The 19,601-nt window shown below is 49.6% G+C and carries 18 protein-coding genes, 2 tRNA genes and 2 pseudogenes; 8 read left to right on the forward strand and 14 right to left on the reverse strand.

The genetic code is table 11. The features are described 5' to 3' along the window. Positions 1 to 46: 46 nt before the first annotated feature. Positions 47 to 1,420, forward strand: a complete 1,374-nt coding sequence (gene mdtK, locus BEA93_RS02845) for a multidrug efflux MATE transporter MdtK (RefSeq protein ID WP_001174974.1) — start codon at positions 47 to 49, stop codon at positions 1,418 to 1,420. A 40-nt stretch (positions 1,421 to 1,460) separates the two neighbouring features. Here the strand turns inward: mdtK and BEA93_RS02850 are convergent, their stop codons facing one another. Further along, positions 1,461 to 2,717 (reverse strand): AIDA repeat-containing protein, encoded by a 1,257-nt coding sequence (locus BEA93_RS02850; RefSeq protein WP_000534319.1) that lies wholly within the window; start codon positions 2,715 to 2,717, stop codon positions 1,461 to 1,463. 307 nt (positions 2,718 to 3,024) lie between these two features. On the opposite strand from BEA93_RS02850, the gene BEA93_RS02855 reads away from it, so the two are divergent. The 4 genes from BEA93_RS02855 to BEA93_RS02870 all read left to right on the forward strand — a co-directional run bounded on the left by BEA93_RS02855 (position 3,025) and on the right by BEA93_RS02870 (position 5,327). Continuing rightward, positions 3,025 to 3,101: transfer RNA gene (locus BEA93_RS02855), tRNA-Val, on the forward strand. A 4-nt stretch (positions 3,102 to 3,105) separates the two neighbouring features. Further along, a tRNA-Val gene (locus tag BEA93_RS02860) sits at positions 3,106 to 3,182 on the forward strand. 109 nt (positions 3,183 to 3,291) lie between these two features. Beyond that, on the forward strand, positions 3,292 to 3,597 hold the full coding sequence (locus BEA93_RS02865) for a monooxygenase (RefSeq protein WP_001516325.1): 306 nt from the start codon (positions 3,292 to 3,294) through the stop codon (positions 3,595 to 3,597). Positions 3,598 to 3,722: 125 nt separating this feature from the next. Then, positions 3,723 to 5,327: an FAD-NAD(P)-binding protein gene (locus tag BEA93_RS02870; protein WP_001516324.1), complete on the forward strand. Its 1,605-nt coding sequence runs from the start codon at positions 3,723 to 3,725 to the stop codon at positions 5,325 to 5,327. Positions 5,328 to 5,338: 11 nt separating this feature from the next. On the opposite strand, the pseudogene BEA93_RS25175 reads toward BEA93_RS02870, so the two are convergent. The 3 genes and pseudogenes from BEA93_RS25175 to fumD all read right to left on the reverse strand — a co-directional run. Next, positions 5,339 to 5,485, reverse strand: a pseudogene (locus tag BEA93_RS25175) (protein YdhT); the annotation flags it as partial. Between the two features lie 54 nt (positions 5,486 to 5,539). Then, positions 5,540 to 5,608 (reverse strand): annotated as a pseudogene (locus BEA93_RS25540) (ferredoxin-like protein); the annotation flags it as partial. A 122-nt stretch (positions 5,609 to 5,730) separates the two neighbouring features. Further along, positions 5,731 to 5,940 carry a fumarate hydratase FumD gene (fumD, locus tag BEA93_RS02880; RefSeq protein WP_000528337.1) on the reverse strand — a complete coding sequence of 70 codons (210 nt, stop codon included), beginning with the start codon at positions 5,938 to 5,940 and terminating at the stop codon, positions 5,731 to 5,733. A gap of 338 nt (positions 5,941 to 6,278) precedes the next feature. Here fumD and ynhH point away from each other — a divergent pair, with 338 nt between their 5' ends. The 3 genes from ynhH (at position 6,279) to lpp (ending at position 8,440) form a co-directional block, all read left to right on the forward strand. Beyond that, positions 6,279 to 6,473: a protein YnhH gene (gene ynhH / locus BEA93_RS26045; RefSeq protein ID WP_242664678.1), complete on the forward strand. Its 195-nt coding sequence runs from the start codon at positions 6,279 to 6,281 to the stop codon at positions 6,471 to 6,473. 7 nt (positions 6,474 to 6,480) lie between these two features. Further along, positions 6,481 to 7,893 carry a pyruvate kinase PykF gene (gene pykF / locus BEA93_RS02885; RefSeq protein WP_000751442.1) on the forward strand — a complete coding sequence of 471 codons (1,413 nt, stop codon included), beginning with the start codon at positions 6,481 to 6,483 and terminating at the stop codon, positions 7,891 to 7,893. Positions 7,894 to 8,203: 310 nt separating this feature from the next. Then, entirely contained in the window at positions 8,204 to 8,440 is a 237-nt protein-coding gene (lpp, locus tag BEA93_RS02890) for a murein lipoprotein Lpp (protein WP_000648420.1), read from the forward strand. A 63-nt stretch (positions 8,441 to 8,503) separates the two neighbouring features. On the opposite strand, the gene ldtE is transcribed toward lpp, so the two are convergent. From ldtE to ydiJ, 10 genes are all read right to left on the reverse strand, one after another. Continuing rightward, positions 8,504 to 9,508 carry a L,D-transpeptidase LdtE gene (ldtE, locus tag BEA93_RS02895; protein ID WP_000817073.1) on the reverse strand — a complete coding sequence of 335 codons (1,005 nt, stop codon included), beginning with the start codon at positions 9,506 to 9,508 and terminating at the stop codon, positions 8,504 to 8,506. A gap of 148 nt (positions 9,509 to 9,656) precedes the next feature. Beyond that, positions 9,657 to 10,073, reverse strand: coding sequence for a cysteine desulfuration protein SufE (gene sufE / locus BEA93_RS02905; RefSeq protein ID WP_105224317.1), 417 nt, complete (start codon positions 10,071 to 10,073; stop codon positions 9,657 to 9,659). A 12-nt stretch (positions 10,074 to 10,085) separates the two neighbouring features. Next, entirely contained in the window at positions 10,086 to 11,306 is a 1,221-nt protein-coding gene (sufS, locus tag BEA93_RS02910) for a cysteine desulfurase SufS (RefSeq protein WP_000144599.1), read from the reverse strand. Next, complete coding sequence (gene sufD, locus BEA93_RS02915; protein ID WP_105224316.1) at positions 11,303 to 12,574, reverse strand: Fe-S cluster assembly protein SufD; 1,272 nt, start codon at positions 12,572 to 12,574, stop codon at positions 11,303 to 11,305. Before sufD ends, sufS begins: the two co-directional genes overlap by 4 nt. Then, complete coding sequence (sufC, locus tag BEA93_RS02920) at positions 12,549 to 13,295, reverse strand: Fe-S cluster assembly ATPase SufC (RefSeq protein WP_016248669.1); 747 nt, start codon at positions 13,293 to 13,295, stop codon at positions 12,549 to 12,551. Before sufC ends, sufD begins: the two co-directional genes overlap by 26 nt. Before the next feature lie 9 nt (positions 13,296 to 13,304). Beyond that, entirely contained in the window at positions 13,305 to 14,792 is a 1,488-nt protein-coding gene (gene sufB, locus BEA93_RS02925; RefSeq protein ID WP_001516322.1) for a Fe-S cluster assembly protein SufB, read from the reverse strand. Positions 14,793 to 14,800: 8 nt separating this feature from the next. Continuing rightward, positions 14,801 to 15,169 carry a Fe-S cluster assembly scaffold SufA gene (sufA, locus tag BEA93_RS02930; RefSeq protein ID WP_000367150.1) on the reverse strand — a complete coding sequence of 123 codons (369 nt, stop codon included), beginning with the start codon at positions 15,167 to 15,169 and terminating at the stop codon, positions 14,801 to 14,803. 550 nt (positions 15,170 to 15,719) lie between these two features. Further along, positions 15,720 to 15,908, reverse strand: a complete 189-nt coding sequence (locus BEA93_RS02935) for a YdiH family protein (RefSeq protein ID WP_001516321.1) — start codon at positions 15,906 to 15,908, stop codon at positions 15,720 to 15,722. Positions 15,909 to 16,007: 99 nt separating this feature from the next. Next, positions 16,008 to 16,418, reverse strand: coding sequence for a 1,4-dihydroxy-2-naphthoyl-CoA hydrolase (gene menI / locus BEA93_RS02940; RefSeq protein WP_000637992.1), 411 nt, complete (start codon positions 16,416 to 16,418; stop codon positions 16,008 to 16,010). Further along, positions 16,415 to 19,471 carry a D-2-hydroxyglutarate dehydrogenase YdiJ gene (ydiJ, locus tag BEA93_RS02945; RefSeq protein ID WP_105224315.1) on the reverse strand — a complete coding sequence of 1,019 codons (3,057 nt, stop codon included), beginning with the start codon at positions 19,469 to 19,471 and terminating at the stop codon, positions 16,415 to 16,417. The genes menI and ydiJ overlap by 4 nt, the downstream gene beginning before the upstream one ends. Between the last annotated feature and the right edge of the window lie 130 nt (positions 19,472 to 19,601).

Consider the following 19,601-nt stretch of genomic DNA (forward strand, 5'->3'; position numbering starts at 1 on the left):
GCGGCTTTTTAGTCTCTCATATAACAACAATATAAAAGGTGTTCACGTGCAGAAGTATATCAGTGAAGCGCGTCTGTTATTAGCATTAGCAATCCCGGTGATTCTCGCGCAAATCGCCCAAACCGCAATGGGTTTTGTCGATACCGTGATGGCGGGCGGCTATAGTGCCACCGACATGGCGGCGGTGGCTATCGGTACGTCAATCTGGCTTCCGGCCATCCTCTTTGGCCACGGACTGCTACTGGCATTAACGCCGGTTATCGCGCAATTAAATGGTTCTGGTCGCCGTGAGCGCATTGCGCACCAGGTGCGACAAGGTTTCTGGCTTGCCGGTTTCGTTTCAGTGCTCATTATGGTGGTACTGTGGAATGCGGGTTATATCATCCGCTCCATGCAAAATATCGATCCGGCGCTCGCTGATAAAGCGGTAGGTTATCTGCGAGCACTGTTGTGGGGCGCACCGGGCTATCTATTCTTCCAGGTCGCACGTAACCAGTGTGAAGGTCTGGCAAAAACCAAACCTGGGATGGTGATGGGTTTTATTGGCCTGTTGGTGAACATTCCAGTGAACTATATCTTTATTTATGGTCATTTTGGGATGCCAGAACTCGGTGGCGTCGGCTGTGGTGTGGCGACTGCGGCTGTGTATTGGGTGATGTTCCTCGCTATGGTTTCTTATATTAAACGTGCCCGCTCCATGCGCGATATCCGCAACGAAAAAGGCACCGCTAAACCGGATCCAGCCGCCATGAAACGCCTGGTGCAACTTGGTCTTCCTATCGCGCTGGCGCTGTTCTTTGAAGTGACGCTGTTTGCTGTGGTGGCGCTGTTGGTATCCCCACTCGGTATTGTCGATGTGGCAGGCCACCAGATTGCACTGAACTTCAGTTCGTTGATGTTCGTTCTTCCAATGTCACTGGCTGCAGCGGTAACCATCCGCGTAGGTTATCGTCTGGGCCAGGGTTCGACGCTGGATGCACAAACAGCCGCACGGACAGGGCTTATGGTTGGCGTTTGTATGGCGACTCTGACCGCAATTTTCACGATTTCACTGCGGGAGCAAATCGCCCTGTTGTATAACGATAACCCAGAGGTTGTGACGCTGGCGGCTCACTTAATGTTACTGGCAGCGGTGTATCAGATTTCTGACTCCATACAGGTGATCGGCAGTGGGATTTTGCGTGGTTATAAAGATACGCGTTCCATTTTCTATATCACCTTTACGGCTTACTGGGTGCTGGGTTTGCCGAGCGGCTACATTCTGGCTCTGACCGATCTGGTGGTTGAACCAATGGGGCCAGCAGGCTTCTGGATCGGTTTTATTATCGGCCTGACTTCTGCTGCCATTATGATGATGCTGCGTATGCGTTTTCTGCAACGTTTACCGTCAGCCATTATTCTGCAACGAGCCGCTCGTTAATAAAGACAAGGCGCAACCTTCGCGGGTTGCGCCTTTGTTTTCATGCAGGCCGGAGCGTTGCGCCAATCCCGTCTTCGTCTGGCTGAAGTTTAAGCGCGCTACAGACAGGTTGCCGACTGGCATCCGTTATCTCAACGTGAATATCACCGCTAACTTCCCCTTTCACACTGATAGAGTCAGGCGAAATCTCTTTCGCACTGGTTTGCAGGCAGATCGTTCCTTCTCCGCGCAGGCTTTTCGCTTTCAGTTGTACATGCGTTGCTGCCGCCGTGATCAGCCACACTTTTCCACCGTCAAGCTTTAACTCTCCAATACGAAAAGTGACACTGTCACCTTTCACCGTGCTACCATCGAGGATTAACACGCCACCCTGCTGTACCGTAACCGTTGACTGCTGTAAATCGGCACCATAACCAATAATCAAAGAGCTACTTTCTTGTACGGCGACGTTACCCATCAGTTCAACTGGCGCACAATCCTCTTCCACTACAAATTTATCGTCCGCGCTGGTGGGAGACATGACAATCATCGTGCCACCTTTCACCACCACATTTTCCACCGTCCCCGCATGAATTTCAGCCCGTCCTCCCGTATTCACCGCCAAATCTTTGGCCTTACCGGAACTGTAGAGCTGTAGACCGTCCGTCCCCAGGCGATAAACGGCGCTATTCTCAACCAGGGTGTGGATGTCTTCTCCACCAAGATTATTCATGGCACCGCCCACAAGTGTCGTATCGCTGGCTTTCCCCGCCAGCATAAAGACACCGCCCTGGTTAATCATACTGTTGGAAGCTTCTCCACCTGGGTAAACCAACAATTCACCGCCTTCATCCACTATTGCAGATGAAGTTGTTCCGTTAACCAACAAACCACCAGCCTGATCGAGAATGATTTTTTCTGCCCGATGACCTTCCAGTACGCGCAAGTTACCGCCGTTCTCCAGCAACAAACCGCAGGCATAGCCCTGATCAACGCTAAATTCACCTTCAGGATGGCGGCCATTAACAGTGGCGAGCGTTGAAAGGCTAATTGCTCCACCGTCGGACTGAACAATATCTGTGGCAATGGCCCCGTCACTGACTGATAACGTGCCATTGTTGCCGTACTGTGCCCCCCTGGCGATCCCGCCTGCTTCCACTTTCAGCCAGCCCGCACCAGTCACTATGGTGTTTTCTGCCCTTCCGCCAGCCTCAATAATCAACTCACCATCCGTAAGTTGAGTCGCACCGACGACCTCGCCTGTCTTAACAATTTGCACGTTCCCGTCGCTCATCAAATTTTTTTCATCAGATCCCATGATTTATTCCTTTGCTGCATCTGTGTGCCCTTATCACCACCTAAGTGTAAAGGCTACGAAGGATTTATCCACGCCAGAATTGATATGGAGGCAAACGGCACGGTTTACATCCTGATGCGCGAGGCCATTGACTGTGTCAGATGTAAATATGACTCTGAACAAAAACTGCCCTTTAAAATCAACAAAATATAGACAATTTGCTTAAAAGCTCTGCAAACGGTCGAAATGGTGCAGAAAATTACGTTTTACCTCTTGCCACCTTTCCACTCTGCCGCTAATATTCGTCCCCGTTGTCACCTACAACGTTGCGTTCATAGCTCAGTTGGTTAGAGCACCACCTTGACATGGTGGGGGTCGTTGGTTCGAGTCCAATTGAACGCACCATCCTGCGTCCGTAGCTCAGTTGGTTAGAGCACCACCTTGACATGGTGGGGGTCGGTGGTTCGAGTCCACTCGGACGCACCAGATTTTCTTAGTCTGGTATCCTCATTTTTATTCCCTTATTTATTCTCTGTATCCAATACGTTAAAAGACTTACACTATTTTCGTATGTGTTATCAGAAGGAGAATAACGATGGCGACTTTGTTACAGCTTCACTTTTCATTTAATGGTCCCTTTGGCAATGAAATGGCCGAACAGCTTAAACCACTTGCCGAGTCGATTAATCAGGAACCCGGTTTTCTGTGGAAGGTGTGGACGGAAAGTGAAAAGAACCACGAAGCCGGTGGCATCTATCTCTTTGCTGATGAAAAAAGCGCTCTTGCCTATCTGGACAAACATACAGCTCGCCTGAAAAATCTCGGTGTCGATGAAGTTATTGCCAAAGTTTTCGATGTCAATGAGCCACTGAGTCACATCAATCAGGCAAAACTCGCCTGACAGATCTTAATGAAGGGCGGTTAGCGCCCTTTTCATCCCTGTCTGAAATTTCTCATTTTATATAGATTTCAACCAAACTTATCTGATAACGCTAAATTCGAAAGAATGCACACAGGTAAGTAACAATGAAAAAAATCGCCATTGTGGGTGCCGGACCAACAGGGATTTATACTTTCTTCTCACTTTTACAACAACAAACGCCGCTTTCTATTTCCATCTTCGAGCAGGCCGACGAAGCCGGTGTCGGTATGCCGTACAGCGATGAAGAAAATTCTAAAATTATGCTGGCAAATATTGCCAGTATTGAAATACCACCGATTTATTGTACTTATCTGGAATGGTTACAAAGGCAAGAGGCCAGTCACCTGCAACGTTACGGCGTTAAAAAAGATACCTTGCACGATCGCCAGTTTTTACCGCGTATTCTGCTGGGTGAGTATTTTCGCAATTGCTTTTTACAATTAGTTGAACAAGCCCGGCAGTTGAATTTTGAGATAAACGTGTATGAATCATGTCAGGTGACCGATCTGCAGGTCACAGACTCCGGTGTCATTCTTGCCACAAATCAGGATCTACTCACAGAGACGTTTGATTTAGCGCTGATAGCTACCGGTCACGTCTGGCCTGATGAAGAAGAAGTCACCCGAACGTATTTCCCCAGCCCGTGGTCAGGATTACTGGAAGCGAAAATTGATGCCTGTAACGTCGGCATTATAGGCACATCCTTGAGCGGACTGGATGCAGCAATGGCGGTTGCCATTCAGCACGGTTCGTTTATTGAAGAAGATAATCAACACGTTCGCTTTCAACGCGATAGTAACAGTGAAAATTTGCATATTACGTTGATGTCCCGTACAGGTATTTTGCCGGAAGCCGATTTCTATTGCCCTATCCCCTACAAACCATTACGCATCGTCACAGAACAGGCTTTAAATAGAGAAATAGAAAAAGGTGCAGACGGTCTGTTGGATCGGGTATTCAAATTGATACAACAAGAAATTAGTTCTGCCGATCCTGACTGGAGTCAACGTATAGCGTTAGAGAGCCTCAATGTAGATACCTTTGCTCAAGCCTGGTTTGCCGAGCGTAAACAACATGATCCTTTTGGCTGGGCGGAAGAGAACTTAGCCGAAGTCGAGCAAAATAAACGGGAAAAACATACTGTCCCCTGGCGTTATGCCATTCTGCGTTTGCATGAAGCCGTACAGGAAATTGTGCCGCATCTGAATGAACACGACCATAAACGATTCAGTAAAGGACTTGCCAGAGTCTTTATCGATAATTATGCGGCAATCCCTTCAGAATCTATTCGTCGCCTGCTGGCCTTGCGCGAGGCGGGGATCATTCATATTCTCGCCCTTGGTGAGGACTACGAGATGGAAACCAACGAAACGCACACCGTTCTGAAAACAGCAGACAACAGCTACTCGTTTGATGTTTTTATTGATGCCCGGGGTCAACGTCCACTCAAAATACAAGATATTCCTTTCCCTGGGCTGCGCGAACAGTTGCAGAAAACAGGCGAGGAAATCCCTGATGTTGGTGAAGATTATTCGTTACAGCAGCCTGAAGAATTACGGGGGCGCGTGGCATTCGGCGCGTTACCCTGGCTGATGCACGACCAGCCTTTCGTTCAGGGGCTTACGGCTTGTGCAGAAATTGGCAAGGCTATGGCACAGGCCATCGCAAAGCCTGCTTCCCGTTCACGCCGGCGTCTTACGTTTGATTAAAGGTAAAGTTATCAGCACTCAACAAACTGATGTTGCTCATTGAGACGATAGCGAACTCCGGCACAAATATTATTTTCGCCTTCAACGGCGACGGCAAAGCGCACTCTTTCGCCGTCATGATATGCCAGCACGGCGCTGCAACCTGGACCGAGAATATTAGCCATGATTTTTCCTTTGCAAGACTCACACAGTAATATCTTTCCACTCGGTTATTTTTTACTTTTGGTATTTACGGTGGCCATCATCCACGGACATGCCGTAGTACAGGCACTACAGCCAATACGCTATAAATTAAAATACATATCGAAATTATGATAATTCCCTTTTATACCTTTCTTAAAACAAATCCTCATAGAGCAATAAAATAATAGAGGATGAAGTATTGCACTCCATCCCCGAACAATTATTTCACCAGTGCGTTAATAACTGTTTCCATCGCTTGCTTTTCCAATTCGCTACGCTGAATACGTTTATTTGCTAATGCTGTACGCAACACACCAGCGATGACTATGTGCTTTGGCTCCTGACCCAAATCGCGCATCTCCAGAACCACCTTCCCTACCACTCTGCACATTTCGCGGTACAGCTCGTCATCTTTTGTCCGGTTGCCCATTATTCATACCCATTTATCATGCCAGTCATCAGCATATATCAATCTCATCAATTAAACAAAAAACAAACAAAATCAAACAAATAACACGATAAATTATTTTAATTGTATCAGTTGAATGGTATGACTTTGCGCCAGCAGACCTTCTCTCTCCAGCTATCGTTTTCACGTTGCGCAAACAGTGATGTTTTTGCGTAATCTCTTTCTGAGGACGTTAAATCTTTGATAACAATTTATTGTGAATATGGATGATTGTTTTTTGAAACGCTGTTTTTGTTTTCCTTTTGGATTAAATTCAGCGTATAATGCGCGCCAATTGACTCTTGAATGGTTTCAGCACTTTGGACTGTAGAACTCAACGACTCAAAAACAGGCACTCACGTTGGGCTGAGACACAAGCACACATTCCTCTGCACGCTTTTTCGATGTCACCTATCCTTAGAGCGAGGCATCATCACTTTCGTAATACCGGATTCGCTTTCCGGCAGTGCGCCCAGAAAGCAAGTTTCTCCTATCCTTCTCAACTTAAAGACTAAGACTGTCATGAAAAAGACCAAAATTGTTTGCACCATCGGACCAAAAACCGAATCTGAAGAGATGTTAGCTAAAATGCTGGACGCAGGCATGAACGTCATGCGTCTGAACTTCTCTCATGGTGACTATGCAGAACACGGTCAGCGCATTCAGAATCTGCGCAACGTGATGAGCAAAACCGGCAAAACTGCCGCTATCCTGCTCGATACCAAAGGTCCGGAAATCCGCACCATGAAACTGGAAGGCGGTAATGACGTTTCTCTGAAAGCAGGCCAGACCTTTACTTTCACCACTGACAAATCTGTTATCGGCAACAGCGAAATGGTTGCGGTAACTTATGAAGGTTTCACTACCGACCTGTCCGTCGGCAACACCGTGCTGGTTGACGATGGTCTGATCGGTATGGAAGTTACCGCTATCGAAGGTAACAAAGTTATCTGTAAAGTACTGAACAACGGTGACCTGGGCGAAAACAAAGGTGTGAACCTGCCGGGTGTTTCTATTGCCCTGCCGGCACTGGCTGAAAAAGACAAACAGGATCTGATCTTCGGTTGCGAACAAGGTGTAGACTTTGTTGCAGCTTCCTTTATCCGTAAGCGTTCTGACGTTATCGAAATCCGTGAACATCTGAAAGCGCACGGTGGCGAAAACATCCAAATCATCTCCAAAATCGAAAACCAGGAAGGCCTCAACAACTTCGACGAAATTCTCGAAGCCTCTGACGGCATCATGGTTGCACGTGGTGACCTGGGCGTAGAAATCCCGGTTGAAGAAGTTATCTTCGCCCAGAAGATGATGATCGAAAAATGTATCCGTGCACGTAAAGTCGTTATTACTGCGACCCAGATGCTGGATTCTATGATCAAAAACCCGCGTCCTACCCGTGCAGAAGCCGGTGACGTCGCGAACGCCATCCTTGACGGTACTGACGCAGTCATGCTGTCTGGTGAATCCGCAAAAGGTAAATACCCGCTGGAAGCTGTTTCTATCATGGCAACCATTTGCGAACGTACTGACCGCGTGATGAACAGCCGTCTCGAGTTCAACAACGATAACCGTAAACTACGCATTACCGAAGCAGTTTGCCGTGGCGCGGTTGAAACGGCTGAAAAACTGGATGCTCCGCTGATCGTCGTCGCAACCCAGGGCGGTAAATCTGCTCGTGCAGTGCGTAAATACTTCCCGGATGCAACTATCCTGGCCCTGACCACTAATGAAAAAACTGCACATCAATTAGTGTTGAGCAAAGGCGTTGTACCGCAACTGGTTAAAGAAATCACCTCTACTGATGATTTCTATCGTCTGGGTAAAGAACTGGCTCTGCAGAGCGGTCTGGCGCACAAAGGCGACGTTGTAGTAATGGTTTCTGGCGCACTTGTCCCGAGCGGCACTACCAACACTGCATCTGTTCACGTCCTGTAATATTGCTTTTGTGAATTAATTTGTATATCGAAGCGCCCTGATGGGCGCTTTTTTTATTTAATCGATAATCAGAAACAATAAAAAATCAAATCGGATTTCACTATATAATCTCACTTTATCTAAGATGAATCCGATGGAAGCATCCTGTTTTCTCTCAATTTTTTTATCTAAAACCCAGCGTTCGATGCTTCTTTGAGCGAACGATCAAAAATAAGTGCCTTCCCATCAAAAAAATATTCTCAACATAAAAAAGTTTGTGTAATACTTGTAACGCTACATGGAGATTAACTCAATCTAGAGGGTATTAATAATGAAAGCTACTAAACTGGTACTGGGCGCGGTAATCCTGGGTTCTACTCTGCTGGCAGGTTGCTCCAGCAACGCTAAAATCGATCAGCTGTCTTCTGACGTTCAGACTCTGAACGCTAAAGTTGACCAGCTGAGCAACGACGTGAACGCAATGCGTTCCGACGTTCAGGCTGCTAAAGATGACGCAGCTCGTGCTAACCAGCGTCTGGACAACATGGCTACTAAATACCGCAAGTAATAGTACCTGTGAAGTGAAAAATGGCGCACATTGTGCGCCATTTTTTTTGCCTGCTAATGACTGCTATTGCGTCGCGCGTAACATATTTCCCTGCTCAGGCTCGCCATTCTGCGCTGACTCAACTGCGGACGCATTGCTGGCTGCGGGCGTCGCTCCGTTGCTCACCGCAACCGGATACCCTGCCCGACGATATAATGCTTTATCAACTAGCGTCTGATCTACCGCCTTATTATCTTTGAATTGTGTAAAACCAACGGGCAGTTTATACGGCATCGTCTGAACGTTCTGCTGTTCCTCTGCCGATAGCGGTCGATGCACTTCCACATAACGCATTCCGTTCGGTTCTACGGAGTATTTCACCGGCTCATTGATCACTTTAACCGGCGTTCCCGTTCTCACGCTGGAGAACAACGCTTTAATATCCGGCGCATTCATACGAATACAGCCCGAACTGACGCGCAAACCAACGCTGTCCGGCGCGCTGGTGCCATGAATGAGATACTCGCCATTACCATGCGCCAGGCGCAGTGCGTAGCGTCCTAGTGGGTTATTTGGCCCGGCGGGTACAACTGGCGGTAATTTGATGCCTCGCTCCAGTGAGCGTTGACGAATACCTGCAGTTGGCGTCCAGGTAGGATTCGGGATTTTTTGCCCTACCCGTGTTTCCATCACCGGCGTTTCCAGTCCCTGCAAACCAATTCCTATCGGGTAGACCTGTACGATATTTTCTCCCGGCGGATAATAATAAAGTCGCAGCTCAGCAAGGTTAACAATAATTCCCTGACGCGGCGCATCAGGTAATAACAATTGCGAAGGGATGGTTATCATCGTGCCAGGTTTTGGTACTGGTGCAATGGTGTTATTGGCTTCAAGGATCAACATTGCCGCAGTATCAAAACGTCGTGCGATAGCCTGAAGGTTTTTATCCCCCTCTTGAACCGTATAGGTTTGATTCTGCCCAACCAGTCGGCTTCCGGTTGGTGGAAGCGGATAATCTACCGCCCAGGCCGCGTGGATGGCGCTAAAAGCACCGATAAGAGTCAGTGTAAGCAGAGACGCGCGTTTCATTGTAAACCTCCTGTATTTGCCGGAGACTCACGCTGAGACGTCGGATGGTGCTTTTGCTTACCTGAAGCCAAAACACTCCTGTGCTGGCCAGAGTAAACATCGACCATCCGGCAATGTGAGTCATCCGGATGAAAGCTGTTCTTTTAGTTTAGCTAAGTGCAGCGGCTTTGGAGCGAATTGCACGAATCATCGCTTCCAGACCTTGTGAGCGAGACGGGGTGAGATGTTGGGTGAGCGCCATTTTTTCAAACCACGGACGCACGTCAAAATTAATAATATCCTGCGGCGTCATCTGGTCGTAGAGAATAAAGACGACCGCGATAAGCCCTTTCACAATGGCGGCATCGCTGTCGCCCTGTAATTCAATAATTCCCTGCGCATTCTGGCGCATCACAATCCACACCTGACTCTGGCAGCCCTGAATGCTATTTTGCGGACTTCTGTCTTCGTCACGTAATTCAGGCAGACGCTGGCCCAGCTCAATAATGTAGAGGTATTTTTCTTCCCAGTTGGTGCAACGTAAAAAATTACGCAGCAATTTTTCTTTATCTGGCAACACAGCCATAGAGCCTCCCTGTTATCCCAGCAGACGGTGAATACGTTGTAATCCTGTTACCAGACGATCCACTTCTTCATGGGTGTTATACATAGCCAACGATGCCCGACACATAGCGGGCACGTTGTAATACGCCATTAATGGCATCGCGCAGTGATGACCGGTACGCACAGCAATGCCATAGTTATCAAGAAAACTGCCGACGTCATAGGCATGATGTTTACCGAGATTAAAGGCAATAACGCCAAGTCTGTTCTGTGGGCCATAGAGAGTAAGATCCGGCACTGCTGCCAGTTGTGACAGCGCGTAATGCATCAGATTCTGTTCATACTCAGCAATGTGCTTAAGCCCCAGCGCCGAAACATATTCCAGCGCCGCGCCAAGTCCAATAATGCCGCCGGTATTGGGCGTACCTGCTTCAAACCGCCACGGCGCTTTGGCCCAGGTGGTGCCTTCGCTAAGACTAACGGTGGCGATCATTGATCCGCCCCCTTCCCACGGCGGCATCTCCTGCAACAAGGCTTCTTTAACATAAAGAATGCCAATCCCGGTGGGACCATACAGTTTATGCCCGGAGAAAACGTAGAAATCGCAATCCAGCGCCTGCATATCCACCGGATGATGCATCACTGCCTGAGCGCCATCCACCAGCACTTTTGCGCCATGCTGATGCGCAAGAGCAATCATTTCCGGTAGCGGATTTTCCGTCCCCAGCACATTAGACACGTGAGTAATCGCCAGCAGGCGGGTTTTCTCATCGAACAGATTAGGCAGCGTCTCCAGTTGCAGCGTACCATCGGGGTTGAGGGGGATCACCCGCAACTCTGCACCAACGCGCGCACAAAGCATTTGCCAGGGAACGATGTTAGCGTGGTGCTCCATCTGACTGATAATGATGTTATCGCCCGCCCGCACGTTGCTGTTGCCCCAGCTATTGGCCACCAGATTGATGCCTTCCGTTGTACCGCGAACGAACACCAGTTCTTCCGCCGAGCGGGCATTGATAAACAGCGACGCCCGCTTGCGCACGTTCTCCATTTTCTCGGTCGCCTGGGCGCTCAACGTATGAATACCGCGATGCACCGCCGCATAGCCGTGACGATAGAACCCGGCTTCAGCGTCAATCACCTGGCTCGGTTTCTGCGCGCTGGCGGCGCTGTCGAGATAAGCCAGCGGCAGACCGTTCACCTCACGCGAAAGCACCGGAAAGTCGGCCCGCACTTTGTCGACGGAAAAAGTCATCTTGCACCTCCCGGCAGCCGTTGACCGATACGGGCCAGCACCTGCTGTTTAAGCCCCTCATCACGCAATGCTTCTGTCAGTTCAGCAGCAAAGGCGTAGATAATCATCTGCAGGGCATCCTGCTGATTGATCCCGCGCGAACGCAGATAGAACATCTGTTCGTCATTGATGCGCCCGACCGTTGCGCCGTGGCTACATTTCACATCATCAGCATAGATTTCCAGTTGCGGTTTGGTATCCACTTCCGCCAGCTTGCCCATCAACAGATTATTGTTGGTCATCTGGCCGTCAGTTTTAATGGCGTGCTGCGCGACGTTAATCAAACCATTAAATACCGCGCGCCCTTTGTCGCTGACGATGGTTTTGTGCAACTGACGGCTGTTACAAAACCCTTTATTATGTTCAAGCCAGGTGCGGGTATCACATACCTCGTTTTTCACCGGCATCGCCAGGCTATTAATACGTAACGTGCTGTTTTCGCCATTGAGTTGCGTACTGGTGTTATGGCGTAAAACAGCGCCACCAAGCAGGAAGCTGTGGCTAAATACGGAGGCATCGCCCGCCAGCAGCAAATCGTTATGTGCAAAGTGGTGGCTTACAGGATTTTCAAACGCGAGCTTGATATGCTGCAAGTGGGCGTTCGCGGCAACGTTGATAGTGAACCGCGCTCCGGTAAAATGACGAGCGTCATTCAGGCTGACAAAATGTTCAATCACCGTGGCTTCGGCACCTTCCGCCAGATCCAGATGATGCCGATAGTGGGCGGTGTTCACTTCTTCACCTGCCACGCCCTGGGTAATATGCATTAACAGCAATGGCTTCGCGGGCCGTTGACCGCGCTTCACGGCAATATGTGTCACGCTTTGTGCCAGGCTTTCCGTCAGATGCAGAAACACTTCCGGCTGTATGGCATCAGGCAGTCCCTGACGTTCGTCGTTAATACTCACCTCATAGCCGCTGCCTTCGGTCGTATCGCTAAGTGATGGCACGTAGCGTCCATCGACAAACACCAGCCGCACGGCGTCTAAAGTGAGTGCTAAAGCATCTCGCTGTTGCGGGAATATCTCACCCGCAATGCTGACAAACTGGCTATTGGTCAGTCCTTCCAGTGGCGTATATTTCCAGTGCTCATGTTTACGTGTCGGCAGTCCGGTACGCAGCAGTTGTTGTAAATGCTGCTGTGCTTGCGGGGAGCGTTTCGCCCCTCCGACCTCAAACAAGTGATGCCACTGTTGCAGCATGTTACTGCTGTTCGCTAAGCCAGCCATAACCCTGCTCCTCCAGTTGTTTGACCAACGTGAAATCACCGGATTTCACAATTCGCCCCTGATACAAAACATGGACATAATCAGGTTTGATATAATCAAGAATGCGCTGGTAATGCGTAACGATGATGAACGAGCGTTTGCCATCACGCAGCGAGTTCACACCATCAGCAACCACTTTTAATGCGTCAATATCCAGCCCGGAGTCCGACTCATCAAGAATACACAGTTCCGGCTCCAGCACGGCCATTTGCAAAATATCGTTGCGCTTTTTCTCGCCCCCGGAAAACCCAACGTTAACCGAACGGGTTAATAAATCTTCCGGCATTTTCAGCAGGGCGATTTTCTCTTCCATCAAATCCTGAAAATCGAAGCGGTCGAGTATTTCCTGGCCGCGATAGCTGCGCACCGCATTGAGCGCCGTTTGCAGGAAAAACTGGTTACTGACGCCAGGGATTTCCACCGGATACTGGAAGGCCATAAAGATACCTTCACCTGCACGATCTTCCGGCGACAACTCAAGCAAATCTTTGCCTTTAAACTCAACCGTCCCCCCCGTCACTTCATAATCTTCGCGCCCGGCAAGCGTTGCCGATAAGGTACTTTTCCCCGAACCGTTTGGCCCCATAATGGCGTGAACTTCACCTGGACGAACGTCGAGGCTTAATCCGCGCAGGATAGCTTTATCTTCCACGCTGACGTGTAAATCTTTAATACTTAACATATTTATTCCTTATCCGACGCTATGTTCAAGACTGATGGCGAGGAGTTTTTGTGCTTCAACGGCAAATTCCAGCGGCAGTTCAGAGAACACATCTTTGCAGAAACCGTTAACAATCATCGAGATGGCGTCCTCTTCACTGATCCCGCGTTGCAGGCAATAAAACAACTGATCTTCGCCAATGCGCGACGTAGTCGCCTCGTGCTCCAGTTGCGCGCTGTTATTGCGACACTCGACATACGGGAAAGTATGCGCCCCGCAGTTAGCGCCAATCAGCATTGAGTCGCACTGAGTGAAATTGCGCGCATTGGTTGCCGTTGGCATGATTTTCACCAGGCCGCGATAACTGTTCTGGCTGTGCCCTGCGGAGATCCCTTTCGAGATAATGGTCGATTTGGTGTTCTTACCGATGTGGATCATCTTGGTGCCGGTATCAGCCTGCTGATGGCCACTGGTCAGCGCCACCGAGTAGAACTCACCGATTGAGTTATCGCCGCGCAGAATGCAGCTTGGGTATTTCCAGGTAATCGCTGAACCGGTTTCCGATTGCGTCCACGACATTTTACTGTTTTCTCCTTCACACAAGGCGCGCTTGGTGACGAAGTTGAGAATACCGCCAGTATTGTTATCGCCTGGGAACCAGTTTTGCACCGTGGAATATTTCACCTCGGCGTTTTTATGGATGATGACTTCCACCACCGCTGCGTGTAGCTGATAGCTATCTCGCACTGGTGCGGAGCAGCCTTCGATGTAGCTGACATAACTGTCTTCGTCGGCTATCAGAATAGTGCGCTCAAACTGCCCGGTTTTTTCCGCGTTAATACGGAAATAGGTCGAAAGTTCCATTGGGCAGCGCACACCTTTAGGTACATAAATAAACGTACCATCGGAAGCTACTGCCGCATTGAGTGCGGCAAAGAAATTGTCATTACCTGGCACCACAGTGCCGAGATATTTCCTCACCAGTTCCGGGTGTTCATGAATCGCTTCGCCAAAGGAGCAGAAGATGATCCCTTGCTCTGCCAGTTTTTCACGGTAGGTGGTGGCAACCGAAACAGAATCGAAAATGGCATCCACCGCCACCTCTTTGCCTTCACGCACCGGTACGCCCAACTGCTCAAATGCCGCTTCCACCTCTTTACTTAAAAAAGCGTTCGCACCCGTTTGTTGCACGGCACCAGGTTCCGACGCACAAGTATCATCACAGTTACCGCACGATGGTGCCGAGTAATAGCTGTAATCCTGATAATTCAGCTTGTCATAGTGGCCTTTCAGCCAGTGCGGTTCTTCCATCTCCAGCCATGCGCGGTAGGCATTGAGCCGAAATTCCAGCATCCATTCTGGCTCATTACGCTTAGCCGAAATTGCGCGCACCACTTCTTCGTTTATGCCCTTAGCCAGCTCATCAGTGGCTAACTGGGTGAAGAATCCTTCTTTATAATTCAGTGGGCCGCCGGTCCAGGTTTTGACATCGTCAGTTGCTTCAGTATTACGAGACATAGTACCGCCTATACCCCAAAGCTTTCGCCACAGCCACATTCATTCTGGGCTTTCGGGTTGTGAAATTTGAATATCTGATTAAGTCCTTCGTGAACGAAATCGACTTCCGTGCCATCAATAAACGGCATCGCTTGCAGCGGGACGAACAACTTCGCGCCGTCGTGTTCAAACAGCAGATCGTCTTTGTCCGGCTCGCTGACGCTGTCGAGTACATAGCCAAAGCCCGCACAGCCCGTTTGTTTAACACCTAATCGCACGCCGACCATGCCCGACTGCTTCGCCACCAACTCACGGATGTGTGCTGCCGCTGCCGGTGTTAGCGTTAAGCCTTGCCAGGCGAAATCCTCTGGATTAAACGTTCCTGAATGCATGTCCATCGATTTACCTCACTTAAATCGCTTACCGCGGATAACAGCATGTTAGTGATAATGATTATCAGTTCAACCCAGCAAACGCAGGGGCTTTCCCATAAAACATGCTTTTTGCCTGCATTTAATAAGCATAGACCCTGATTTGTGGGTTAACAGGCACGCTAAGAATTAGGTATCTCATTGTTAGATAATGATTATTATAGAAATAGAGTTAAGGCGGTGATGGAAAAGGAAAAGTTGTATCGAAAATGACTATTTAAGGGATAGGTAAAAAAGTAGCGAGTTCAGAAATAAGAAAACCCTTAAGTCTGTTCGACACAGACTTAAGGGTTTCTACCCCATCCGGCGCTTATCTCCGGCACTCACAGTGGCTTAGCTCTTGAAGGGGTGATAAGAATAATCTCATAAGACCAGGCCACCGTTTTAACACAAACTGCGATTTGTATTCTTTTTAAGCGAGATCAAGCGGGTAAAATAAGCAGCATTAAGGAAGCCGTCGAGCCTGGACGGAGGTTAATCCAGGTCGATTTGGCGAGCTTTCGGCATTACACCACAATCAATGCACGCCCAGACGCCAGGCGAAGTAGATTTCTTCTTTTAATTCAGCAGAAGAGAGTGTGAGCAGGTCAGCGAATTCAAGTTCTAATTGTTTCAGTCGTTTGAGATATTGGGCAGGAGAAAGATTGCTCTGGTCACGGCGTAAAAATTCCATAGCCAGTTGGGTGGGATCAAGTTGAGTAGACATAGCATCCTCGTTTGTAGACAAGACCTGCACAGTATACCACCGTTTACTGCGCAGATAATAACCAAAAACAATATGCGTCACATTTTTCTGGTGACAACGTCACAAAATGGCGGTCGTCAATCGTGACGAACAGCACAAACGCTCTTTCTCATCGAAGATTTCAATCTGCCAGACCTGGTGCCTTGAACCGAGATGCAGCGGTTTGCAAACGCCGCGAACCCGCCCTTCTCGCGCCGACCGGACATGGTTGGCATTGATTTCCAGACCAACGACTTTTTGCTCGCCTTCGGTACATAAATAACCGGCAACGGAACCGATACTCTCAGCCAGAACCACAGACGCCCCGCCATGCAGCAACCCAAAAGGCTGCTTCGTCCGCTGATCTACTGGCATTGTCGCTTCCAGCGTGTCATCACCAATATGTTCAAAGCGAATATCCAGTAACCCCACCATGTTTCCTTCACCCATGACATTCAGCGCCTCAAGGGTGATTTTACGTTTCCATATCATTTAATAATCTCCAGTAATGCCTGCACAGGATGGCGTACCCCCGTGCCTTCAACCCGTTTTACCTGGCTTCGGCAGGAATATCCGGTTGCCAGGCAGCGATTACGCGGCAGTCGCTGCATCGCCTGATGCCAGGATAACTCATAGATCCCGAGCGAATTTTTATGATTTTTCGCTTCATGTCCGTAAGTCCCCGCCATGCCGCAGCAACCCACACTGACATTTTCCAGCTTCGCGCCAAAACGGGCAAATATCGTGGCCCACTGCGCTGGCGCACCCGGCAAGGCGGTGACTTCGGTACAGTGGCCAAAGAAATACCACGGCTCGCCACTAACCGCTGCCACCGGCTGTGGCTGAAGTGCGTTTGCCAGCCATTCATTTGCCAGTAAGACCTGAAAATCACCGCGCTCCTCGCCCAGCGTCAGCTTATATTCGTCGCGATAACAAAGCACCAGAGCTGGATCGACGCCCACCATTGGCATTCCCAGCTTCGCCATGCGGTTGAGGAAATCCGCCGTCTTTTTCGCTGTCTTTGCAAAACGATTGAGAAAGCCTTTGATATGCTGCGCTTTACCATTTGGTGAGAACGGCAGTAACACGGGCTGGAAACCTAATTTCTCGACCAGACGGACAAAATCCGCTACCACCTGTGCATCGTAATAACTGGTGAAAGGGTCTTGCACCACCAGCACCGTGCGTGCTTTCTGCTCAGCATTAAGCACTTCAAGCTGTTCCAGCGTCATGTTTGCCGAGCGATGCCCCACCATTTGTTGTTGCAACGACGGCACCGAAAGCAGCGGCAAGTCGACCATGCCGATATGTTTTTTCGACAGTTTGCGCACCAGCGGTTGGTTAATGAAGAAGTTAAACGTCTTCGGCGCTCGCGCCATTAGCGGCGCATAACTCTCGACCGTCGCCACCAGATGGTCACGCAGCGGGCGTAAATAACGGGTGTGATAAAGTTGCAGGAAACGAGAGCGGAACTCCGGCACATCAATTTTGATAGGGCACTGGGTTGAACAGGCTTTACAGGCCAGGCAGCCAGACATCGCCTCTTTGACTTCGTGGGAGAAGTCATACTCACCTTTATTGGCATGCCAGCTATTACGAGTGCGGGCAATCAACGTGCGCAAACTGGCTCGCGTTTCAGGCAGTTCTTGTTCCAGTTTTAATGGGTCAACACCACGGTCAGCCAGCAAACGTAACCATTCGCGCACCAGTGTCGCGCGCCCTTTCGGTGAATGGATACGATTCTGAGTTATCTTCATCGACGGGCACATTGGGCTACGAGTATCAAAGTTGAAGCATAAACCGTTGCCGTTACATTCCATTGCCCCGCGCCACTGCTGACGAACTGCGATAGGGATCTGCCGGTCAAACGTACCGCGTTTCACCGCGTCCACTTTCATCATCGGCGCGTCGATACCTTCTGGCGGACAAATTTTCCCCGGATTAAGCCGATTATGCGGATCAAACGCCGCTTTAACTTTGCGCAGTTCAGCGAAAAGTTCCTCACCGAAAAACGCCGGGCTGTATTCGGCACGAAAACCTTTACCGTGCTCCCCCCACAACAAACCACCGTATTTCGCGGTAAGCGCCACCACGTCATCAGAGATTTGTTTCATCAAAATCTCTTGTTGCGGATCGCACATATCCAGCGCCGGACGGACGTGCAAGACCCCCGCATCGACGTGGCCAAACATGCCATAGCTTAAACCGTGACTGTCGAGCAGTGCGCGAAATTCAGCAATATAATCCGCCAGATGTTCCGGCGGTACGCAGGTATCTTCGGCAAATGGGATCGGTTTGGCTGCCCCTTTAGCATTGCCAAGCAGGCCAACAGCTTTTTTACGCATCGCATAAATGCGCTCGACTCCAGCTAGCTCACAACACACCTGCCAGCCGATCACGCCCGCTTGCTGGCTGGCGATCAGCTCATCCAGCCGCGCACAGAGTGCGTCTACCCGCTCGTCGATCAACGCCTCATCGTCCCCGGCAAATTCAACAATGTTCAGCCCGAGCATCTCTTTGTCGGGCACATCGGTAATCAGTTCGCTAACGGAATGCCAGACGATATCTTCCCGCGCCAGATTCAGCACTTTAGAGTCCACCGTCTCTACTGAAAGCGCGCGCGCCTCAACCATAAACGGCGCATTACGCAGCGCGGAGTCAAAAGATTCATATTTGACATTCACCAGACGGCGCACTTTAGGCAAACGAGTAATATCCAGTCGCGCTTCGGTAATAAAGGCCAGCGTCCCTTCTGAACCCGTCAGAATACGAGTCAGGTCGAACTCGGTCATCTCATCGTTAAAGACATGGCGCAGATCGTAACCGGTAAGAAAACGGTTAAGTTTGGGGAACTTGTCGATAATTAACTGCCGCTGCTGGCGGCAGCGTTGATAAACCGTTTTATAGATACGCCCGATAGCGGTGTTGGTTTTACCCAGCGTTTCAGCCAGTTCTACGGGTAAAGGTTGCGTATCGAGAATATCGCCCCCCAACAACACCGCCCGCACGCCCAGCACGTGATCTGACGTTTTGCCATAGACCAGCGATCCCTGACCGGAAGCATCGGTATTAATCATCCCGCCGAGCGTTGCCCGGTTGCTGGTCGAAAGTTCCGGTGCAAAGAAATATCCGAACGGTTTCAGATACTGGTTAAGTTGATCTTTAATCACCCCAGCTTCAACGCGCACCCAGCCCTCTTCAGGATTAATTTCGATGATGCGGTTCATATGGCGAGACATATCAACAATAATCCCCTGGTTGAGCGCCTGACCGTTAGTGCCGGTGCCACCGCCGCGTGGGGTGAAGATCAGCGATGAATAGCGTTCCTGCGCAGCCAGACGGGCGATTAACGCCACATCTGCGGTTGAACGTGGAAATACCACCGCATCGGGGAGAAGTTGGTAAATGCTGTTGTCGGTCGACATTGTCAGACGATCGGCATAACTTGTCGCCGTATCGCCAGTAAAACCCTGTTGCTCCAGCTCTTGCAAAAAATTAAGCACCAGTTGAACGACGCCGGGTGCCTGGGAAATCTGTGGAATCATTATATTGACCCTTTCCTGCGGTCTGTGATGAGAGATTAATCGTTTGCGTGTTATGTCACTTGTTGTACCACATTTTTTTCTTACACGCCCATCAGAATTAAGGGCAGAATCGGCCTGTTAAAAACCGCTG

The organism is Escherichia sp. MOD1-EC5950 (assembly GCF_002965345.1).
Lineage (GTDB): Bacteria > Pseudomonadota > Gammaproteobacteria > Enterobacterales > Enterobacteriaceae > Escherichia > Escherichia marmotae.

Coding starts and splice junctions, on each gene's coding strand:
- BEA93_RS02850 (WP_000534319.1), bottom strand. CDS start 2,717: ATGGGATCTGATGAAAAAAATTTGATGAGCGACGGGAACGTGCAAATT.
- BEA93_RS02865 (WP_001516325.1), top strand. CDS start 3,292: ATGGCGACTTTGTTACAGCTTCACTTTTCATTTAATGGTCCCTTTGGC.
- BEA93_RS02870 (WP_001516324.1), top strand. CDS start 3,723: ATGAAAAAAATCGCCATTGTGGGTGCCGGACCAACAGGGATTTATACT.
- fumD (WP_000528337.1), bottom strand. CDS start 5,940: ATGGGCAACCGGACAAAAGATGACGAGCTGTACCGCGAAATGTGCAGA.
- pykF (WP_000751442.1), top strand. CDS start 6,481: ATGAAAAAGACCAAAATTGTTTGCACCATCGGACCAAAAACCGAATCT.
- lpp (WP_000648420.1), top strand. CDS start 8,204: ATGAAAGCTACTAAACTGGTACTGGGCGCGGTAATCCTGGGTTCTACT.
- ldtE (WP_000817073.1), bottom strand. CDS start 9,508: ATGAAACGCGCGTCTCTGCTTACACTGACTCTTATCGGTGCTTTTAGC.
- sufE (WP_105224317.1), bottom strand. CDS start 10,073: ATGGCTGTGTTGCCAGATAAAGAAAAATTGCTGCGTAATTTTTTACGT.
- sufS (WP_000144599.1), bottom strand. CDS start 11,306: ATGACTTTTTCCGTCGACAAAGTGCGGGCCGACTTTCCGGTGCTTTCG.
- sufD (WP_105224316.1), bottom strand. CDS start 12,574: ATGGCTGGCTTAGCGAACAGCAGTAACATGCTGCAACAGTGGCATCAC.
- sufC (WP_016248669.1), bottom strand. CDS start 13,295: ATGTTAAGTATTAAAGATTTACACGTCAGCGTGGAAGATAAAGCTATC.
- sufB (WP_001516322.1), bottom strand. CDS start 14,792: ATGTCTCGTAATACTGAAGCAACTGACGATGTCAAAACCTGGACCGGC.
- sufA (WP_000367150.1), bottom strand. CDS start 15,169: ATGGACATGCATTCAGGAACGTTTAATCCAGAGGATTTCGCCTGGCAA.
- BEA93_RS02935 (WP_001516321.1), bottom strand. CDS start 15,908: ATGTCTACTCAACTTGATCCCACCCAACTGGCTATGGAATTTTTACGC.
- menI (WP_000637992.1), bottom strand. CDS start 16,418: ATGATATGGAAACGTAAAATCACCCTTGAGGCGCTGAATGTCATGGGT.
- ydiJ (WP_105224315.1), bottom strand. CDS start 19,471: ATGATTCCACAGATTTCCCAGGCACCCGGCGTCGTTCAACTGGTGCTT.